Source organism: Bordetella sp. MIP270_01_BMS (assembly GCF_054958705.1).
The window spans coordinates 804,321-820,150 of record NZ_CM143297.1; the positions used below are offsets into that span (position 1 = coordinate 804,321).

Sequence of the window (15,830 nt, forward strand, 5' to 3'; positions counted from 1 at the left end):
TGCAGATGTTACAGATCGGTCCGGCCGTAACGGACCCGGGGAGAGGCGTCTGCCGGATAGGCTTCGCCGCGCTTGCGGCGGGCGCGATACACCGCGGCCCGCATCAGGATCATGGCGGTGACCGGCGAAGACACGAACAGCAACAGTGTGATGAGAATTTCATGCACCACGGGCCGCTGCTGCACGGCCGAGAACACAAGCATCGAAGCCACCAGCACGCAGCCGGCGCCGAGGGTGTTGCCCAGCGTGGGCGCGTGAATGCGGCAATAGAAATGGTCGAAGCGAATCAGGCCCAGCGCGCCGATCAGCGCGAGCAGGCCGCCCGCCACCAGCAGGATGGTGGCGGGGATGCCCGCCCACAGAGGAATGTCAACGTTCATGGCTCGATGACCTCGCCGCGCAGCAGGAATCTGGCCATCGCCGTGGCGCCCACGAAGCCGAACAGGGCGATCAGCAGCGCCACGTCGAAATACACCGCAGTGCCCGACCGGATGCCGAAGGTCAGGATGGCCAGCATACCGTTGATATAAAACGCGTCCAGCGCCAGGACGCGATCCTGGGCCGTGGGGCCGCGCACCATGCGCACGGTGGCGCATGCCATGCCCAGCACGAAACAAACCATCGCGAACGAGGCTGCCCAATACAGCACAGTGTTCATTCGAAAATCTCCTTCAGGGCGCGCTCGTAGCGCAGCTTGATCAGATCGATCCAGGCCTGTTCGTTTTCAAGGTCCAGCACATGCAGGGTGAGCGTGTCGTCTGACACATCCACCCATACCGTACCCGGCGTATAGGTCAGAATGCATCCCAGGAACGCCCGGGCGTGCGCATCCTTCAGGTCGAGAGGAACGTGTACATAGCCGGGCGTGAACTCGCGGCGGTACTGGATGATGAGCTTGCCCACCGAAATATTCGATCGCACGATGTCGACCGCCACGCGCCAAAGCAGACCGGGAAGCAGCCACAATTTGTGCGGACGGCTGCGCACCGGCCTCAAACGGCTGGACGCATAGCCCAGCCACAGGGCCAGCACCAGGCCGAGCGCCACTTGCCCCGCCGACAAGGATTGATTCAGCAGCAACCATAGGGCCAGCAGTACCGCGGGCAGGAAGAACCAGTACAAGCGCCGCATCAGTGGACTCCCAGGCTGCGTACCGTGTTGGCGGACAACACGGCATCGATATATTGCGCGGGCTGGTCCAGCGATCGCGCTGCATCGTCGAGGTAGGCCGACACCGGCCCGGCCCCCGCCACCAGTGCCACGCACAGCAGGATCAGCACAGCCACCGGGCCCGCTTCACTGATGCGCAGACGCGGCGTGCTGCGCTCATCGGCGCTCCAGAATATGCGGATGCCGGCGCGCCCGAACGCGACAATGCCGGCCAGGCCCGAGACCAACACCGCGGCAACCAGGATCCACGCATCGGCCGGCTGCGCCGAATCATTGGCGGCCGTCACGGCCGCCGACAGCAGCGAAAACTTGGCAACGAAGCCCGAAAGTGGCGGCAGCCCCGTCACCAGCAGGGCACACGATACGAACGCCAGGCCGAGAAAGGCCATGGCCGCCGGAATGGCGACACCCACCACGTCGTCGGACCGGTTCGGGGCCTCGGGGTCGTCGAGGTCGAACATATCCATTGTGACCGCCAGCACGTTGGCGCCGAATGTGCGGGTACGCTCGACCAGTTCGACCAGCAGGAAAAAGGCGCCGGTGGTCAGCACCGAGCTGAGCAGGTAGAACAGCGCGGGACCTGTGAGGGCCACGCCGGGCATACCCAGCGCGGTGAGCAGCGTTCCGGCCGAGATGATGACGCAATAGCCCACCATCTGTTCGAGCTGCTGCGTGGCCAGCAGTCCGATGGCGCCGAACACCAGTGTGGCCAGGCCCGCAGCGAACATCCAGTCGAGGCTGAAGGCGGCCGGCGCCCCGGTGGGCAGCAGCAGCGATCCGATGCGCAACAGGGCGTAGATACCCACCTTGGTCATGATGGAAAACACCGCTGCGACGGGTGCGCTGGCAGACCCGTAGCCGCGCACCAGCCAGAGATTCAGCGGCCATGCCCCGGCCTTGACCAGGAATGCCAGGCCCAGCACGGCCGCGCCTGCCTCGAACAGCAGCCGCTCGCTGCCGCCCAGCGTGCCGGCCCGCACCGCCAGGTCGGCCATGTTGAGCGTGCCGGTGACACCATAGATGAGCGCAATGCTGATCAGCAGCAGGAACGACGCCACCAGGTTCACGACAATGTAATGCAGGCCCGCACTGACCCGCGCCACGCCGGAACCATGCAGCATGAGGCCATACGAGGCCGCCAGCAGCACCTCGAAGAAGACGAAGAGGTTGAAGAGGTCGCCGGTAAGAAAGGCCCCGTTCAGACCCATGAGCAGGAACTGGAACAAGGGATGGAAGTGCACCCCGAGACGGTCCCAGCGCGCCAGCGAATAAATCAGTGCTGCCAGACCCAGTACGGCATTCAGGGCCAGCATGATGGCGGCGAGGCGGTCGACGACCAGGACGATGCCAAAGGGCGCCGGCCAATCTCCGGGCAGATACACCCCGATGCCGTTGGGCCAGAGCCCGCCGGCACCGGCCGCCAGGGCCAGCAGCACCACTGCGGCAGCAAGTTGCGCAAGCACCGAGGCGACTGCGATACCCGCGCGTGTCTTGCGACGAGTGTCCGAAAGCAGCAGCATGGCCGCGCCGGCCAGCAGCGGAACCGCAATGGGATAAATGGGAGCGTGTTGCAGCCAATCGATCAAGATTCGGACTCCCTGCCATCGACGTGATCAGTGCCGGTAAGTCCGCGCGAAGCGAGCAGAACTACCAGGAAAAGCGCGGTGGTCGCAAAGCCGATGACGATGGCGGTAAGCACCAGCGCCTGGGGCAGCGGATCGGCCAGCGTGGACGGGTCGGGCGTGCTGTTGGGGTCGAGCACGGGAGGCCGGCCGACCATGAGTCGGCCCATGCCGAAAATGAAAAGGTTGACGGCGTATGAAACCAGCGTCAGGCCCATGATGACCTGGAACGTGCGGGGCCTCAGGATCAGCCACACGCCCGAGCCGGCCAGCACGCCTATTGCCGCGGCATAAATCAGTTCCATCAGGCAGCGCTCCCGGATTCTAGGGCCGCCTGAGCTTCGGCAGCCGCCTTGCGTTGCGCGCGCAGCGATTGGTGAGCCAGCGCGACCAAGATCAATAAGGTGCCCCCCACGACCAGCATATACACGCCTATATCGAAAAACAGCACCGTGGACAAATGGATATGTCCGATGAAAGGCACGGCGACATCCCAGGCCAGCGCGGACAGGAAAGGCCGCGCCGCCAGAGCGGCCGACATGGCCGTCAGCCCTGCGCACAGCAGGCCCAGCGCGATCCAGTGCTGCGGGTTGAGCCGGCTGCGCGATTCCACCCAGTACACCCCCCCGACCATGTATTGCAGAATGACGGCCGTGGCCATCACCAGCCCGCCCACGAAGCCGCCGCCCGGTTCATTGTGACCGCGCAGCAGCAGGTAGGCCGAGGCCATGGCCGCGATGGGCAGCAGCAGCCTGACCAGCACCGCGGGCAGCGCCAGCGGGCCTTCGGGCAGCGGCGCATGGATATCGGGCGTGGCGCTGGGTGCGCTGGCCGGGTCGCGCTGCTGGGGCGGCAGGTCGGCGCTTTCGGGCGCCGGCCTGAAGCGCCGCAACAATGCGTACACCGTCAGGGCGACGATACCGACGACGGTGATCTCGCCCAGGGTGTCAAAGCCCCGGAAGTCGACCAGGATGACGTTCACGACATTGGTGCCGCCGCCTTCCGGCAAAGCCTTGTCGACAAAGAACGAAGAGATGGTATCTTGGGGCCCGCGCGTCAGGATGGCATAGGCCAATGCCGCGACCGATGTTCCCGCGGCGGCCGCAATGATCAGGTCGCGGGTGCGGCGCAACTGCGCACGGGTTTCGTGGCGTCCTCCGTCGAGGCTGCCTTCAATGCGCCGTGGCAGCCAGCGCAGGCCCGACAACAGCAGCACCACGGTGACGACTTCCACGGCCAGCTGGGTCAGCGCCAGGTCGGGCGCGGAGAACCAGACGAAGGTCATGCAGGTGGCCAGGCCCGCGCCGCCAGCCAGAATGAGCGCGGCCAGCCGGTGATACTTGGCCTGGAAAGCCGTGCCCACGGCGCAGATGCCCCCTACGATCCAGAGCACGGCGAAGGCCGGATCGAGCGGAGTGACCGGAGCCGGGGCGTCGTTCCAGACGCCGTTGTGCAAAGGCAGCCACGCCACCAGCAGCGCTCCCAGCACGATCAGCAGCATCTGCACCTGCAGGCGCGGCGATGCCACCCGTGCCAGCACCCAGCCTGCGGCCACGCTGGAATAGTCGAGCAGGAATTCGAAAGAGCGGCGGCCATCGAATCGATAGATGAACGGCACCCGGCCAGGCAAGGCGCGCTGGCGCGCCCGCAACGCCAGATAGAGCAGCACCCCGGCAATCATGGCCACGAAGCTCATCATGAGAGGAAGATTCAGCCCGTGCCACACAGACAGGCTGTAGGCCGGCATGTCCGGGCCCAGCACGCTCTGCGCGGCCGTGTGCAGGAAAGGCCCGACGGTGAACCCCGGGATCACGCCCACCACCAGGCAGCAGAGCACCAGCAGCCCGCTTGGAACCAGCATCCAGCGCGGCGGCTCATGGGGCGCGCGCGGCAGATCCTGCGCTGGAGGCCCGAAAAACACCTGCAGTATGAAGCGCAGCGAATAGGCCACGCTGAACGCGCTGGCGAGCACGGCCATGGCCGGAAGGCCATACTGAACCACCGGATCGCCGCTGACGAAAGTGGTTTCGGCAAAGAACATCTCTTTCGAGATGAAGCCATTGAGCAAGGGCACGCCGGCCATGGCCGCGGCCGCCACCATGGCCAGCGTGGCGGTGATGGGCATGGCGCGCCGCAGTCCGCTGAGGCGCCCGAGATCGCGGGTGCCGGTTTCGTGATCGACAATGCCCGCCGCCATGAACAGCGACGCCTTGAAGGTGGCGTGGTTCACCATATGGAAAATGGCGGCCACCAGCCCCAGCGGGCTGTTCATGCCGAGCAGCAGCGTGATCAGTCCCAGGTGGCTGATGGTGGAGTAGGCCAATACGCCTTTCATGTCCTGCTGGAAGATCGCGGCATACGCACCCAGCACCAGCGAGCACAGCCCCGCCCCGCCGATGATCCAGAACCATTCCTCGGTGCCGGACAGCACCGGCCAGAAGCGCGCCAGCAGGAACACCCCCGCCTTCACCATGGTGGCCGAATGCAGATATGCCGACACGGGCGTGGGGGCCGCCATGGCGTTGGGCAGCCAGAACTGGAACGGGAACTGGGCGCTCTTGGTCAGGGCCCCCAGCGCCACCAGCGCCACGACGGCGGGGTACCAGGGATCTGCACGCACCACGTCGCCGGCGGCCAGCACCTGGTCGAGGTCATAGCTGCCGACGATATGGCCCAGAATGAGCACGCCGGCGAGCAGGCACAAACCGCCGCCGCCCGTGACCGTCAAGGCCATGCGCGCGCCGCGTTTGGCGTCGAGGCGGTGATGCCAGTAGGCAATCAGCATGAATGACGCCAGGCTGGTCATTTCCCAGAAAAGCACCAGCTGGATCAGGTTGCCGGACAGCACCACCCCCAGCATGGCGGCCATGAAGGCCTGGAAGAACGAGAAAAATCGCGGCACCGGATCGTCGGGCGACATGTAGTACCGGGCATACAGCACCACCAGCGCGCCCATCGCGGAAACAATCAGCGCGAACAGCCAGGCGAAGCCGTCCATGCGCAAGGTGAACTGCAGACCCAGGGCCGGCGCCCATTGGAGATCGGCGCGGATGACGCCGCCGTCGGCCACTTGCGGATACAGGAAGGCCACCAACACCGTGCAGGTCAGCGCGATAAGGCCGGCCAGCCAGGCCTCGGCGTTGCGGGCGTTGGACGGCAGCAGCGCGGCGCACAGGCTGCCGGCGAACGGCAGAGCGAGGATGAGAATCAGCGACATGGCGTTCCGGGAAGGCCAGCGGCCTGACTCGCGGGCATGAGCCAGGCATATAGCCGGGATGACATTACTCGGAAACCGGGAATGGCTTGCCGTTGCAGCAACGCCGCGGCCGCGGCGCCAGGGGCGTCAACGAGGCCGGCCAGGAATCCACCCCGAAAAATATCAGATTCTTGTAAGGTTCGCACGGTGCAATTAGAACCCGTCATGCCGGCCGATCGGACGGCAGGTACTCCGGAGACACTACCTTGAAGAAGATTAACGTTGTCGACATGGTCCGCCGGGCTGCCCTCGCAGCTGCCGCACTGACGTGCGTCGTGGGGGCCGCGGCACATGCCCAAGAATACCCTGACCGCGCCGTACGCCTGCTGGTTCCCTTTGCCGCTGGGGGAACCACCGACATCGTCGCACGCATCGTGGCCGAAGGCCTGGGACGAGAACTGGGCCAGCCCGTCGTGGTCGAGAACCGTGGCGGCGGCGGCGGGGCCATAGGCGCCGAAGCCCTGACCAAGGCCGCGCCCGACGGCTACACAATCGGCGTGGCCACCGTGAGCACCATGGCCACCAACCCGGCCACCAATGCGCAAACGCCGTACGATCCGTTGAAGGACTTCGTGCCCATCATCAACCTGGTCAATGTGCCCAACGTGCTGACTGTCAATCCGAACACACCGGCCAGCACGCTGGCGGAATTCATCGCGCTGCTGAAAGCGAACCCCGCGAAATACAGCTATGCCTCGGCCGGCACCGGCAGCATCTCGCACCTGGACGGCGAGCTGTTCAAGTCGCTGACGGGCACCGACATGATCCACGTTCCCTACCGCGGCTCGGGCCCTGCGCTGAACGACACCCTGGCCGGGCAGGTCAGCGCGCAGTTCGACAATCTGCCGTCGTCGCTGGCCCACATTCAGGCCGGCAAGCTGCGCGCACTGGCTGTCGCGTCCACCGAGCGTGTGGCCAGCCTGCCCGACGTGCCCACGTTCGCCGAGGCCGGCCTGCCCGCCATGGACAACATGGCGTGGTATGGCCTGGTGGCGCCCGCCGGCGTGCCTGCGCAGGTCGTCGCGCGGGTTCACGACGCCGCGGCACGTGCCCTGCAAGACCCGGCGCTGCGCCAGCGCCTGCAAGACCGCGGTTCGCTGGTCGATGGCGGCACGCCCGAACAGTATGCCGAGGTGATCCGTCGCGAACTCGAACTGCGCAAGCGCATTGCCAACGAGCAGAACATCAAACTGAACTGATTCCGCCCCGTGCGCTCGCTGCGCCGGGCCGGACGCCTGCGTTCGGCCTGATGCAGGACAGATCCGGGCTCTGCGAGCCCGATGCCGGCCGGAAGCCGCTCACACCGCCGGCACGTCTCTCACCCCGACTCCCATGTCCTGCCACGATTCACGATGGCAGGTGAACAGCAGCACCTGGTGTCGCGAGGCGGCATCATAGAGCGCCCGCTTCATGAGCTCGCGCCGCCCTTCGTCGGCGTGCACCAGCGTGTCGTCCAGCACCAGCAACGCCGGCCGGCCCGCTTGTTGCAGCAGATCGGCGTAAGCCAGGCGCGCCAGTACGCCCAACTGCTCGCGCGTACCGAAACTCAGGGCGTCGAGGGCGTCGTCGCCCTGCCCCCGCACCAGCGCGGCGGGAGCCAGAGTGTCATCAAGACGCCATTGCGCGCCCGGAAACAACAGACCCACATAATGCTGCAGTCGCCTCGCCAGGGGGTCGAGCAGGCGCTGCGTGGCGGCGGCCCGTCGCTCGGACAGCAGATGCCAGAGCAAATCAAGCGCCTGGGCGCGGGTGGCGAATTCATCGCGCCGCCTGGCGAGCCTCTGGGCCTCGGCCTGCGCCTGCAATAGCTGTTCGCCCAGGCCCTGCGCCTGGGCTTGTTCGAGTTTGCCCTGCAATTGCAGCAGTTCGGCATGGCGCCGGTGTTGCTCGGTCCGCGCCAGCACCGCCGACTGCTCATAGCGCTGAGCGTCCTGTTCGATGAGCTCCGGTTGCAGCGCCTGCAGCGCCGCCTGCGCCTCGGACACGCGCCGCGCCAGCGTATCCCGATGCGCTCGCGCATCGACCAGCCTGGCGCTGCGCTGCTCACGCTGCTCGGCCCTGCCGGCGCTGCTGAACTGTGCCTGCTGGGCTGTCCATTGATCGTGCAGCACCTGAGCGCGTGCGCGCCGCGTGTCCAGCGTGGTACGGGCCGCCACGACGGCCTGTGCCGCATGGTCGGACTCCAGCGTGGCGTCTGTCAATGCCTGCTGCGCTTGCCCCGGATCGGCGGGAGCGGCGCTGTCGGGCAGACTCGCCCGCTGCGCGCGCAACTGTTCAAGCCGCGCCTGGGCTTGCGCCTGCGCGGCATGCAAGGCGTCGATGCCATCGGGCGCCTGAATGCGCAGGTGTTCGCGCGCCATATCGAGCTCGCGCCGCGCCTGCTCGTGCGCCGCGGCGCGGTTCTCGGCCTGCCCCAGATCTTGGGTTTTCAAGCGCGCAAGCAACCCCGCACGCTGCTCGCGCGCCGCCTTCAGCGCGGCCAATGCCGCGGGCAGGTCGTGGCCGCCGGGTTCGATGCGCAGCACGCCCATGCCCGGCAGATGTAGCTCGGCAGCCTCGGACAGCAGAGCATCACCGGCGCCCGTCAACGCGGCGCCGTCCAGCTCGATGTGTCGGCCCGCCAGCAGGCTGTACTGAAGCTTGGTCGCCCCCGCCTGCTGCTGCGCCTGCAGTCGTGCGATACGTTGCTCGAGCTCGCGCAGCGCATGCAGCGCGTCGACATCAATGGCGAGATCGGCTTCGTTACGCTGGAGGTCGCGGATTTGCTGGGCAAGCCTGCCAGCCTGCATGATGGCGCCATGCAGGCGCTGCAAATCCTGGTCGATGCGCCCCATTTGCTCGTCGCAATCGCGCCGGTGCTCGGCCTGCTGCGCAGCGGCCACCTGCGCCTGGCAATGCGCGAGCCGGGCCGTGACTTGCTGCTGCAACTGCAGAGCGCGCTCGAGCGCCTCGGTGGCCGGAGCGAGTTCGGCGGCGGCGGCCTCGGCTTGCTGCCGCAATGCGCTCAACGCCCCGCTGTCGCGCTGATCGCGTTCGACCTGCTCGTGCAGCAGGGCCAGCGTCTGTTCGGCCTGCGCCAGTTCGCGTTGCAGTCCGGACAGGGCCTCGCGTTCGCGGGAAATCTCGGCCAACCGGGCGCGGGCTTGGGCCGCGCGCTGTTCAAGCTCGAGCCAGGGCTGTTCGCGCTGCGCCTTGTCATATTCGCGGCGCAGTGCCGCCAGCCGGTCTACGTCGGTGTCCAGGGCAGCCTTGGCTGCGGCCAGGGCGTCGGCGGCTTGAGAGGCGCGCAAGCTGGCATCTTCTGCCTCTTTGTAGGGCCCCTTGGGGCGGCCGCTTCGGGCATCGCGAAGCGCCGCGCGCTCGGTCGCGACGCGATCGTACAGATAATCGCCGTCGGCCGAGGCCAGTTCTCCGGTCAAGCGCGTCAGGGCGTCGCGCAGATGGGCCTGCGCGTGTAGCGCGGGCTCGGCCAGGTTCTGGCCTTCGCCCTGCGAAATCCAGAGCAGGCCGGGTATGCCGCCATGCTCGGGACGGCTGCTGCCCTTGCCCGGAAACTCGAACCCCAGCAGGCTGGCCAGCGCCAGTTCGGCGGCTTCGCCCTCATGGCGTTCGGTGCCGCCGTCGATGAGCAGCTCGCACCGGGCCCGGCTGAGAAAGCTTTTGCGCAGCAGATAACGGTGGGCGCCATGCTCGAATTCGATCTCGACCGATGGCCTGGCGCCCTGCATGCCCCAGGGCGCCAGGTCGCCCACCTTGGTGGTCTTGTAGCGCTCAAGGAACGCCGCGCGGATGGCGGCGACGAAAGTACTCTTGCCGGCCTCGTTGGGGCCGGCAATCACATTCAGGCCGTCGGCCAGATCATCCAGCACCGCGCAATGGCGAAACCGCCGGAATTCCTGCAGGGCGATACGACGCAGCTTCATGACGCCTCCGAGCGCTCGCGCTGAAACTGCACCAGCAGGCGCAAGGCCTGGCGCGCAGCCGGAGCCTGACCGGGGTCGTCCTGCAGCGCCTGCAATTCGGCAGCCACCTCGGCCACATAGCCGCTGGCGCCCAGCGCAGCCAGGTCGCTGGTATCGGGCACCAGTGCGACGTCGGTGGCGTCCAGCAGCAAGGCGCGCGTGCGCGCCGCGGCCCGGCCGATGGCCTCCTGGAGCGCGTCCCAGGCCTCGAGCGGCAACTGGCCGGACAGTTCCAGGCGCAGTACATCGTCGGCACCGACCTGCTGCAGACGATGGGCCAGCGCCTCGGCATCCGACGGCAAGCTCATCGATTCCACCCATTGCGCCCAACGGTACTTGGCGACGGGCAGCATTTCGACCACAGGGTCGACGCCGGCTCCGGGCAGCCGCACGTCGAGCACGCCGCCGGAGGCATTGGCGCGAAAGCGGTCGGGTTCTGGCGTGCCCGCGTACCACGTGCGGGCATCGATCTGAAGGCAGCCATGCCAGTCTCCCAGCGCCAAATAGTCGAGCCCGGCGCGCGCTGCGCGATCGGCCGCGATCGGATTGGCGGAGTCGACTGCTTCGGGCAGCCGGCCCGCCACACTGCCATGCGCGAGCCCCACACGCACGCGCCCCGGCTCGGACGCCAGCGTATCGAAGATCGCGGTAGTGTCATCATAGGTATGACGCTGAGTCAGCGGTGCGGCCAGCACCGCCAGGTTCAGCTGGGGCAGGTCGACCACTCCGGGCCGCAGGGGCACATGGACATTGGGGCCGATACAACCCAGCTGGTGCGCCCGCGACCATACGCTGTCGGCCAGCGCCGCGTCGTGGTTGCCTGCGATCAGCACCCAGGGGCCCGCATAGGCTCCCAGGGCATCGAACAGGCGACGGATGCTGCGGTCGGACACCGCCTGGGTATCGAAAACGTCGCCGGCGACCAACACGGCGTCGACCTGCCGTTGCGTGGCCAGGGCCGCGATGCGCGCCACGACTTCGTAGCGCGCCTCGGCCAGCATGGCGGCGTCATCGGTTTCGAACTGGCCGTACTGCCGGCCGACCTGCCAGTCGGCGGTATGTAAGAGATGGATCACGACAATTACCCGGATAGTGCCTGCGCCCGACGGCGACCATGCGGGATTGTGGCACAAGGGCGGCAGGCCGATTGGCGGGGCCGCTGCGCCGCCGGCGCGACGGCGTCGCGCCCCTGCGCCGCGCTATGCGGCGGAGCGCTCGCCCAGCGCCGGCCGGCGGATTCGTGCCGGGGCGGCGCCGTAGCGCGACAGGTCGAGGTCGTCGGCGCGGATGGCAGGCTGCTGGCCGGTGAGGAGGTCGGCCAGGAGCTTCCCTGATCCGCACGCCATCGTCCAGCCCAGGGTCCCGTGCCCCGTATTGAGATACAGGTTGGGGTAGCGCGTCGCGCCCACGATGGGCGTGCTGTCGGGCGTCATGGGACGCAGCCCCGTCCAGAACTCGGCCTGAGTCAGGTGGCCGCATCCGGGGTAGAGATCGTTGACGACATGTTCGAGCGTGCGCCGGCGCGCGGGGTTCAGGCTCAGGTCGAAGCCCGCCAGTTCGGCCATGCCACCCACGCGGATGCGATTGTCGAAACGGGTGACCGCGACTTTATAGGTTTCGTCGAGCACAGTGGACACCGGCGCGGCGTCGGCGCGCGCCAACGGTATCGTCAGCGAGTATCCCTTCACCGGATATACCGGCAGGTCCAGCCCCAGCGGCTCGAGAAAGCCGCGCGAATAGCTGCCAAAAGCCGCGACGTAGCGGTCGGCCGCCACGATCTCATCGTCGAGCCGCACGCCGCGGACCTGGCCATCGAGCACCTGCAGCCCCTGGACGGCCCTGCCGTAGCGGAACTGCACGCCCAGGTGCTGGGCCAGTTGCGCAAGACGGCGCGTGAACAGCCGGCAATCGCCGGTTTCATCGTTGGGCAGGCGCAATCCACCCGCCAGTTTGTGTGCACTGCGGGCCAAAGCCGGCTCGGCCGTGGTCAGACGGCCGCGGTCGAGCAGTTCATATGGCACGCCACAGCTTTCAAGCACCTGGATGTCCCGCTGTGCGGCGGCGTACTGTGCCGCCGTTCGGAACAGCTGCAAGGTGCCGCGGGTCCGTTCTTCGTACTGGATGCCGGTGTCGGCCCGCAGCTCGCGCAGACAATCGCGGCTGTATTCCGCCAGACGCAACATGCGTTCTTTGTTCACGGCATACCGCGCCGCAGAACAATTGGCCAGCATGGCGGCCATCCAGCGCCACTGGTACAGCGTCCCATCGGGACGAATCGCCAGGGGCGCGTCTTTCTGGAACAGCCACTTCAGCGCCTTGAACGGAATGCCCGGCGCGGCCCAGGGCGTTGAATAGCCCGGCGACACCTGGCCGGCGTTCGCATAGCTGGTTTCACTCGCCGCCTCGGGCCGGCGATCCAGCACCGTGACGCTGGCGCCCTGGCGGGCGAGGTAATAAGCGGTGGTGACGCCGATCACGCCGCTGCCCAGGACGATGACATGCATGGGGAATTTCCGTTTTAGACAGGTCACAGGGATATTCAGTTAGTCTAGAAGCGAGCTGCCAGTGAAAAGCACTAAAATCAGCGGCCCCAATCCAATTTTTGACTGGCGGCATGGGCTGCAAACGCCCTCAAAGAGTGAAATGCGCGAACTCGACCGTATCGACCTGAAAATCCTCGACATCCTGCAGCGCGACGGGCGGATTTCCATCACCGACCTGGCCGAGCGCGTGAACCTGTCGGCCACCCCGTGCTCCGAGCGGGTGAAGCGCCTCGAGCGGGAGGGTGTGGTCACCGGCTACTATGCGCGCGTCAACCCGGCCGCGCTGGGCCGGAATCTGCTGGTGTTCCTGGAAATCAAACTGTCCGCCAAGTCGGGCGACATGTTCGAAAGAGTCAAGCAGGAACTGCTTTATGTTCCCGAGGTCATGGAATGCCACCTGGTGTCGGGCGACTTCGACTATCTGGTCAAGGCGCGCCTGGCCGAAATGAACGAGTACCGGCGGCTGCTGGGCGAGATACTGAAGCGGCTGCCCGCTTCGGCGGAATCGCGCAGCTATGTCGTCATGGAAGAGATAAAGGAGTCCCTCTTCCTGCCCACCTACAGCCATTAAGGTCCGTGACATGCCGGCATCGAAGCCTTACCTGAGATTTATATCCATGACCCGCTTGTCCCGCTATTTTTTCCGCGGACTGATCACCCTGCTGCCCATCGCCCTGACGATCTACCTTCTGTATATCGTGCTGAACTGGACCGAACGCATGGCCATGGCCCTGCTCAGCCCGTTCATCGGCAGTTTCTATATTCCGGGCATGGGACTGGTGCTTGGCATTCTGGGCATCCTGCTGGTGGGATACCTGGTGTCCAAAGAGCGCGTGCAGCGGGTGTTCCTGCTGGTCGAAATGCCATTCACCAATCTGCCGGTCGTCAAGAGCATTTATTCGTCGCTCAAGAGTTTCGCGGACTATTTTTCGCCCAGCGCCAAGACCGACACCCAGCACGTGGTGGTGCTGCGGATTCCGGGCCAGGCTCTCGAACTGGTGGGCCTGATCACCCGGCGCGGCACGGCGGGCCTGCCCGAAGGCTTCCTGCCGGGCGAGCGCGTGGCGGTATACCTGCCCATGGGCTACATGATCGGCGGTTACACGGTTTTCGTACCGGTCGAATGGGTCACCCCCATCGACATGTCGGTCGAAGAAGCCATGCGTGCGTCGCTGATCGCCTGGATGGCACGCGCCGAAGGCGCGCCCGCACCGCGTCCCGCCTCGCCTGCGCCCGCTCCCGGCCAGCCGGCGGATCATGATGCGGCCGCGCCGGCGGGCGATGCCGCAACACCGCAGGCGCCCGCCCCCTCGGCAAACCACCCCGCCGGGGCGGCGTCCGACACCCAGCAGTCGTGATCCCCCTGCGCCAACATCCCCACGGAACACCTCCATGAAATTCATGGCCAAGAATTCGCTGTTTGCCATATTGCTGCGCTCGCCGTGGTGGATAAGCCTGCTGGTGGCGGCGGGCCTGATCGTGCTGGCGCTGGCGGCATTGCCGCCGGCTTATGCCCCCTTTCCAATATTCGGGGCGATCCCTTTCCTGGTGATTTCAGCCGTTGCGGCCTGGAAGCAGCGCGGCAAGCCATCGGCCGAACGGGTGGAGCACACGGCGGCAGCGCTGGCCGCCCTGCCCTGGCCAGCCTTCGCCGACGCCCTCGAAGCCGCGCTGCGCCGCGACGGCTGCGACGTTCGGCGACTGGACGGCAAGGCAGCCGATTTTGAACTGACCCGCAAGGGCGGCGGCCGCGCGCTGCTGACCGCGCGGCGCTGGAAAGCCGCGCACACCGGCGTCGAGCCGCTGCAACGGCTGCACACGGCCCGCACCGACGCCGGCGCCAGCGAAGGCATCTACGTTGCGCTGGGCGCGCCTTCCGCCCCGGCCCGCGACTTCGCAGCGCGCCACAACATCCGGTTCATGGACGCCGAAGCGCTCGCCCGCCTGATGCCGGCGGGGATACCTAAGGGCGCCGCGCGGCAGTAGAATCTGGCGCCTGACGGCGCGCTTCGCCCAGCCATGCGGCGGCGCGCCAGCTTCGGAGCCGATGCATGCCCGCACCCGCAAGTTTTCCATCGAACGCCGCGCGCGGCGGCATCCGGCTCGAAGCTGCCGACATGCGCACCCTGCACGCCGAACGCCAGGCCGCCGAGGCGCTGCTGAGGCAATGGAAGGTTCTCGGATACTGCCAGGTTGCCGCCGAGGGCCCGCGCGCTTTGCATTGGGAAGCAAATCCGGCGTTGCGGGATTTGGCGCCGCAGTGCGACACCACCGGGCTGTGCGCCTCGCTGGGCCTGGACACGCATGCCGGCCACGCCGACCTGGAACGCGCAATCGTGCTCGCCATGCTGCTGGGCCCGGTCGCCTTCCCCTTCCCCAGCGCCGCCGAGTTGCGCAGCGCCGTCCACATCCGCAGGCATATCGTGCAGGCCGCGCGCAAGACCGCGCTGGCTTTCGACACTGAGCAAGCCGAAAGGCCGGCCGGATACTGGCGCTACGACTCCGACCGCGGATTCACCATCGAACCCGGCGTGTCATTGATCGAGGCCTTGCGAAAGGCGACGCAGCCGGAAGTCTCGGGCAAGTTGTATGCATTCTCGTGCTATCGCGCCACCGAATACGTGACGCTGCTGGGCATCGCCCAGGAGCTTCAGTCTGCCCACCCTGCCCTGCACGCCAGCCTGCAGAGGCAATGGGAAGCGCGCGCCATCATGTCCGGGCAGTTCCACGAGGTGTTCCTGCGCGAGTACGGCTCGATGGACGCGCCGCTGCCGCCCCGCTATTACGTGCCGGGAGACCGCCTGTGGTTTCGCAACCCCGACCCCCTATCTTCGAACGTCGAAGGCTACGAAGGGTCTTGGGTGTTTTACCTGGGCGGCGGCCTGTTCAACAATTTCTGGAAACGCGACCGGCCCTATACGCTTGCCGAAAAATGCGTGGAAATCTACCACTGGCGCGACGGTGCAAGGCGAGATGCGGACGGCAGGCTGATTTTGGATGAAAGCATCGTGGAATCGCGCGCGGCGCGAACGCTGCAAGATCCCGAGGCCTTGCGCGCGGTGCTCGCGCGCATGCTGCGTCTGCGCGATCCCCAGGGCGTCTACGCTGAAGGCGGCTGCATGGACGCGACGCGCGAATGCGCCCGATGGGTACTGCCGGGCACCGCGCAGATAGTGCTGCCCGATGGCGCCGCACCGGCGTGATGAGACAGGTGCAGCGCCGCGCCCCCTGCTGCGCAACGCGGCGCGGCAATTCCCGCAGCGGCCGGCGGCCCGGC

Annotated in this window: 14 protein-coding genes; 5 read left to right on the plus strand and 9 right to left on the minus strand. The window is 66.9% G+C overall.

What is annotated here, in order from left to right:
• Positions 1–8: 8 nt before the first annotated feature.
• Genes mnhG through ACV17W_RS03695 form a run of 6 tightly spaced genes read right to left on the minus strand, consistent with a single transcriptional unit; the run spans position 9 to position 6,009 of the window.
• On the minus strand, positions 9–380 hold the full coding sequence (mnhG, locus tag ACV17W_RS03670; RefSeq protein ID WP_462595102.1) for a monovalent cation/H(+) antiporter subunit G: 372 nt from the start codon (positions 378–380) through the stop codon (positions 9–11).
• A complete protein-coding gene (locus ACV17W_RS03675) occupies positions 377–658 on the minus strand; it encodes a K+/H+ antiporter subunit F (RefSeq protein ID WP_462595103.1) in 282 nt (93 codons plus the stop codon). The genes mnhG and ACV17W_RS03675 overlap by 4 nt, the downstream gene beginning before the upstream one ends.
• Positions 655–1,131 (minus strand): Na+/H+ antiporter subunit E, encoded by a 477-nt coding sequence (locus tag ACV17W_RS03680; RefSeq protein ID WP_462595104.1) that lies wholly within the window; start codon positions 1,129–1,131, stop codon positions 655–657. The genes ACV17W_RS03675 and ACV17W_RS03680 overlap by 4 nt, the downstream gene beginning before the upstream one ends.
• On the minus strand, positions 1,131–2,756 hold the full coding sequence (locus ACV17W_RS03685) for a monovalent cation/H+ antiporter subunit D (protein ID WP_462595105.1): 1,626 nt from the start codon (positions 2,754–2,756) through the stop codon (positions 1,131–1,133). The genes ACV17W_RS03680 and ACV17W_RS03685 overlap by 1 nt, the downstream gene beginning before the upstream one ends.
• Positions 2,753–3,097 carry a Na+/H+ antiporter subunit C gene (locus tag ACV17W_RS03690; RefSeq protein WP_462595106.1) on the minus strand — a complete coding sequence of 115 codons (345 nt, stop codon included), beginning with the start codon at positions 3,095–3,097 and terminating at the stop codon, positions 2,753–2,755. The genes ACV17W_RS03685 and ACV17W_RS03690 overlap by 4 nt, the downstream gene beginning before the upstream one ends.
• Complete coding sequence (locus ACV17W_RS03695) at positions 3,097–6,009, minus strand: monovalent cation/H+ antiporter subunit A (protein ID WP_462595107.1); 2,913 nt, start codon at positions 6,007–6,009, stop codon at positions 3,097–3,099. Before ACV17W_RS03695 ends, ACV17W_RS03690 begins: the two co-directional genes overlap by 1 nt.
• Before the next feature lie 269 nt (positions 6,010–6,278).
• Here ACV17W_RS03695 and ACV17W_RS03700 point away from each other — a divergent pair, with 269 nt between their 5' ends.
• Positions 6,279–7,247 (plus strand): Bug family tripartite tricarboxylate transporter substrate binding protein, encoded by a 969-nt coding sequence (locus ACV17W_RS03700; protein WP_462596451.1) that lies wholly within the window; start codon positions 6,279–6,281, stop codon positions 7,245–7,247.
• A gap of 99 nt (positions 7,248–7,346) precedes the next feature.
• Here ACV17W_RS03700 and ACV17W_RS03705 read toward each other — a convergent pair whose 3' ends face one another.
• From ACV17W_RS03705 to ACV17W_RS03715, 3 genes are all read right to left on the minus strand, one after another.
• Positions 7,347–9,971: an AAA family ATPase gene (locus ACV17W_RS03705; protein WP_462595108.1), complete on the minus strand. Its 2,625-nt coding sequence runs from the start codon at positions 9,969–9,971 to the stop codon at positions 7,347–7,349.
• Positions 9,968–11,086 carry a metallophosphoesterase family protein gene (locus tag ACV17W_RS03710; protein ID WP_462595109.1) on the minus strand — a complete coding sequence of 373 codons (1,119 nt, stop codon included), beginning with the start codon at positions 11,084–11,086 and terminating at the stop codon, positions 9,968–9,970. The genes ACV17W_RS03705 and ACV17W_RS03710 overlap by 4 nt, the downstream gene beginning before the upstream one ends.
• A 123-nt stretch (positions 11,087–11,209) precedes the next feature.
• On the minus strand, positions 11,210–12,514 hold the full coding sequence (locus ACV17W_RS03715; protein WP_462595110.1) for a D-amino acid dehydrogenase: 1,305 nt from the start codon (positions 12,512–12,514) through the stop codon (positions 11,210–11,212).
• A 139-nt stretch (positions 12,515–12,653) separates the two neighbouring features.
• On the opposite strand from ACV17W_RS03715, the gene ACV17W_RS03720 reads away from it, so the two are divergent.
• The 4 genes from ACV17W_RS03720 (at position 12,654) to ACV17W_RS03735 (ending at position 15,756) form a co-directional block, all read left to right on the plus strand.
• Positions 12,654–13,124: a winged helix-turn-helix transcriptional regulator gene (locus tag ACV17W_RS03720; RefSeq protein ID WP_462595111.1), complete on the plus strand. Its 471-nt coding sequence runs from the start codon at positions 12,654–12,656 to the stop codon at positions 13,122–13,124.
• A 46-nt stretch (positions 13,125–13,170) separates the two neighbouring features.
• Positions 13,171–13,911, plus strand: a complete 741-nt coding sequence (locus ACV17W_RS03725) for a DUF502 domain-containing protein (protein ID WP_462595112.1) — start codon at positions 13,171–13,173, stop codon at positions 13,909–13,911.
• 34 nt (positions 13,912–13,945) lie between these two features.
• Positions 13,946–14,539 (plus strand): restriction endonuclease, encoded by a 594-nt coding sequence (locus ACV17W_RS03730; RefSeq protein ID WP_462595113.1) that lies wholly within the window; start codon positions 13,946–13,948, stop codon positions 14,537–14,539.
• Between the two features lie 65 nt (positions 14,540–14,604).
• Positions 14,605–15,756, plus strand: a complete 1,152-nt coding sequence (locus ACV17W_RS03735; protein WP_462595114.1) for a hypothetical protein — start codon at positions 14,605–14,607, stop codon at positions 15,754–15,756.
• Positions 15,757–15,830 lie beyond the last annotated feature (74 nt).

Bases quoted from the DNA above. Each gene is read 5' to 3' on its own strand.
- mnhG (WP_462595102.1), bottom strand. From the start codon at position 380: ATGAACGTTGACATTCCTCTGTGGGCGGGCATCCCCGCCACCATCCTG.
- ACV17W_RS03675 (WP_462595103.1), bottom strand. From the start codon at position 658: ATGAACACTGTGCTGTATTGGGCAGCCTCGTTCGCGATGGTTTGTTTC.
- ACV17W_RS03680 (WP_462595104.1), bottom strand. From the start codon at position 1,131: ATGCGGCGCTTGTACTGGTTCTTCCTGCCCGCGGTACTGCTGGCCCTA.
- ACV17W_RS03690 (WP_462595106.1), bottom strand. From the start codon at position 3,097: ATGGAACTGATTTATGCCGCGGCAATAGGCGTGCTGGCCGGCTCGGGC.
- ACV17W_RS03695 (WP_462595107.1), bottom strand. From the start codon at position 6,009: ATGTCGCTGATTCTCATCCTCGCTCTGCCGTTCGCCGGCAGCCTGTGC.
- ACV17W_RS03700 (WP_462596451.1), top strand. From the start codon at position 6,279: ATGGTCCGCCGGGCTGCCCTCGCAGCTGCCGCACTGACGTGCGTCGTG.
- ACV17W_RS03705 (WP_462595108.1), bottom strand. From the start codon at position 9,971: ATGAAGCTGCGTCGTATCGCCCTGCAGGAATTCCGGCGGTTTCGCCAT.
- ACV17W_RS03715 (WP_462595110.1), bottom strand. From the start codon at position 12,514: ATGCATGTCATCGTCCTGGGCAGCGGCGTGATCGGCGTCACCACCGCT.
- ACV17W_RS03720 (WP_462595111.1), top strand. From the start codon at position 12,654: ATGCGCGAACTCGACCGTATCGACCTGAAAATCCTCGACATCCTGCAG.
- ACV17W_RS03725 (WP_462595112.1), top strand. From the start codon at position 13,171: ATGACCCGCTTGTCCCGCTATTTTTTCCGCGGACTGATCACCCTGCTG.
- ACV17W_RS03730 (WP_462595113.1), top strand. From the start codon at position 13,946: ATGAAATTCATGGCCAAGAATTCGCTGTTTGCCATATTGCTGCGCTCG.
- ACV17W_RS03735 (WP_462595114.1), top strand. From the start codon at position 14,605: ATGCCCGCACCCGCAAGTTTTCCATCGAACGCCGCGCGCGGCGGCATC.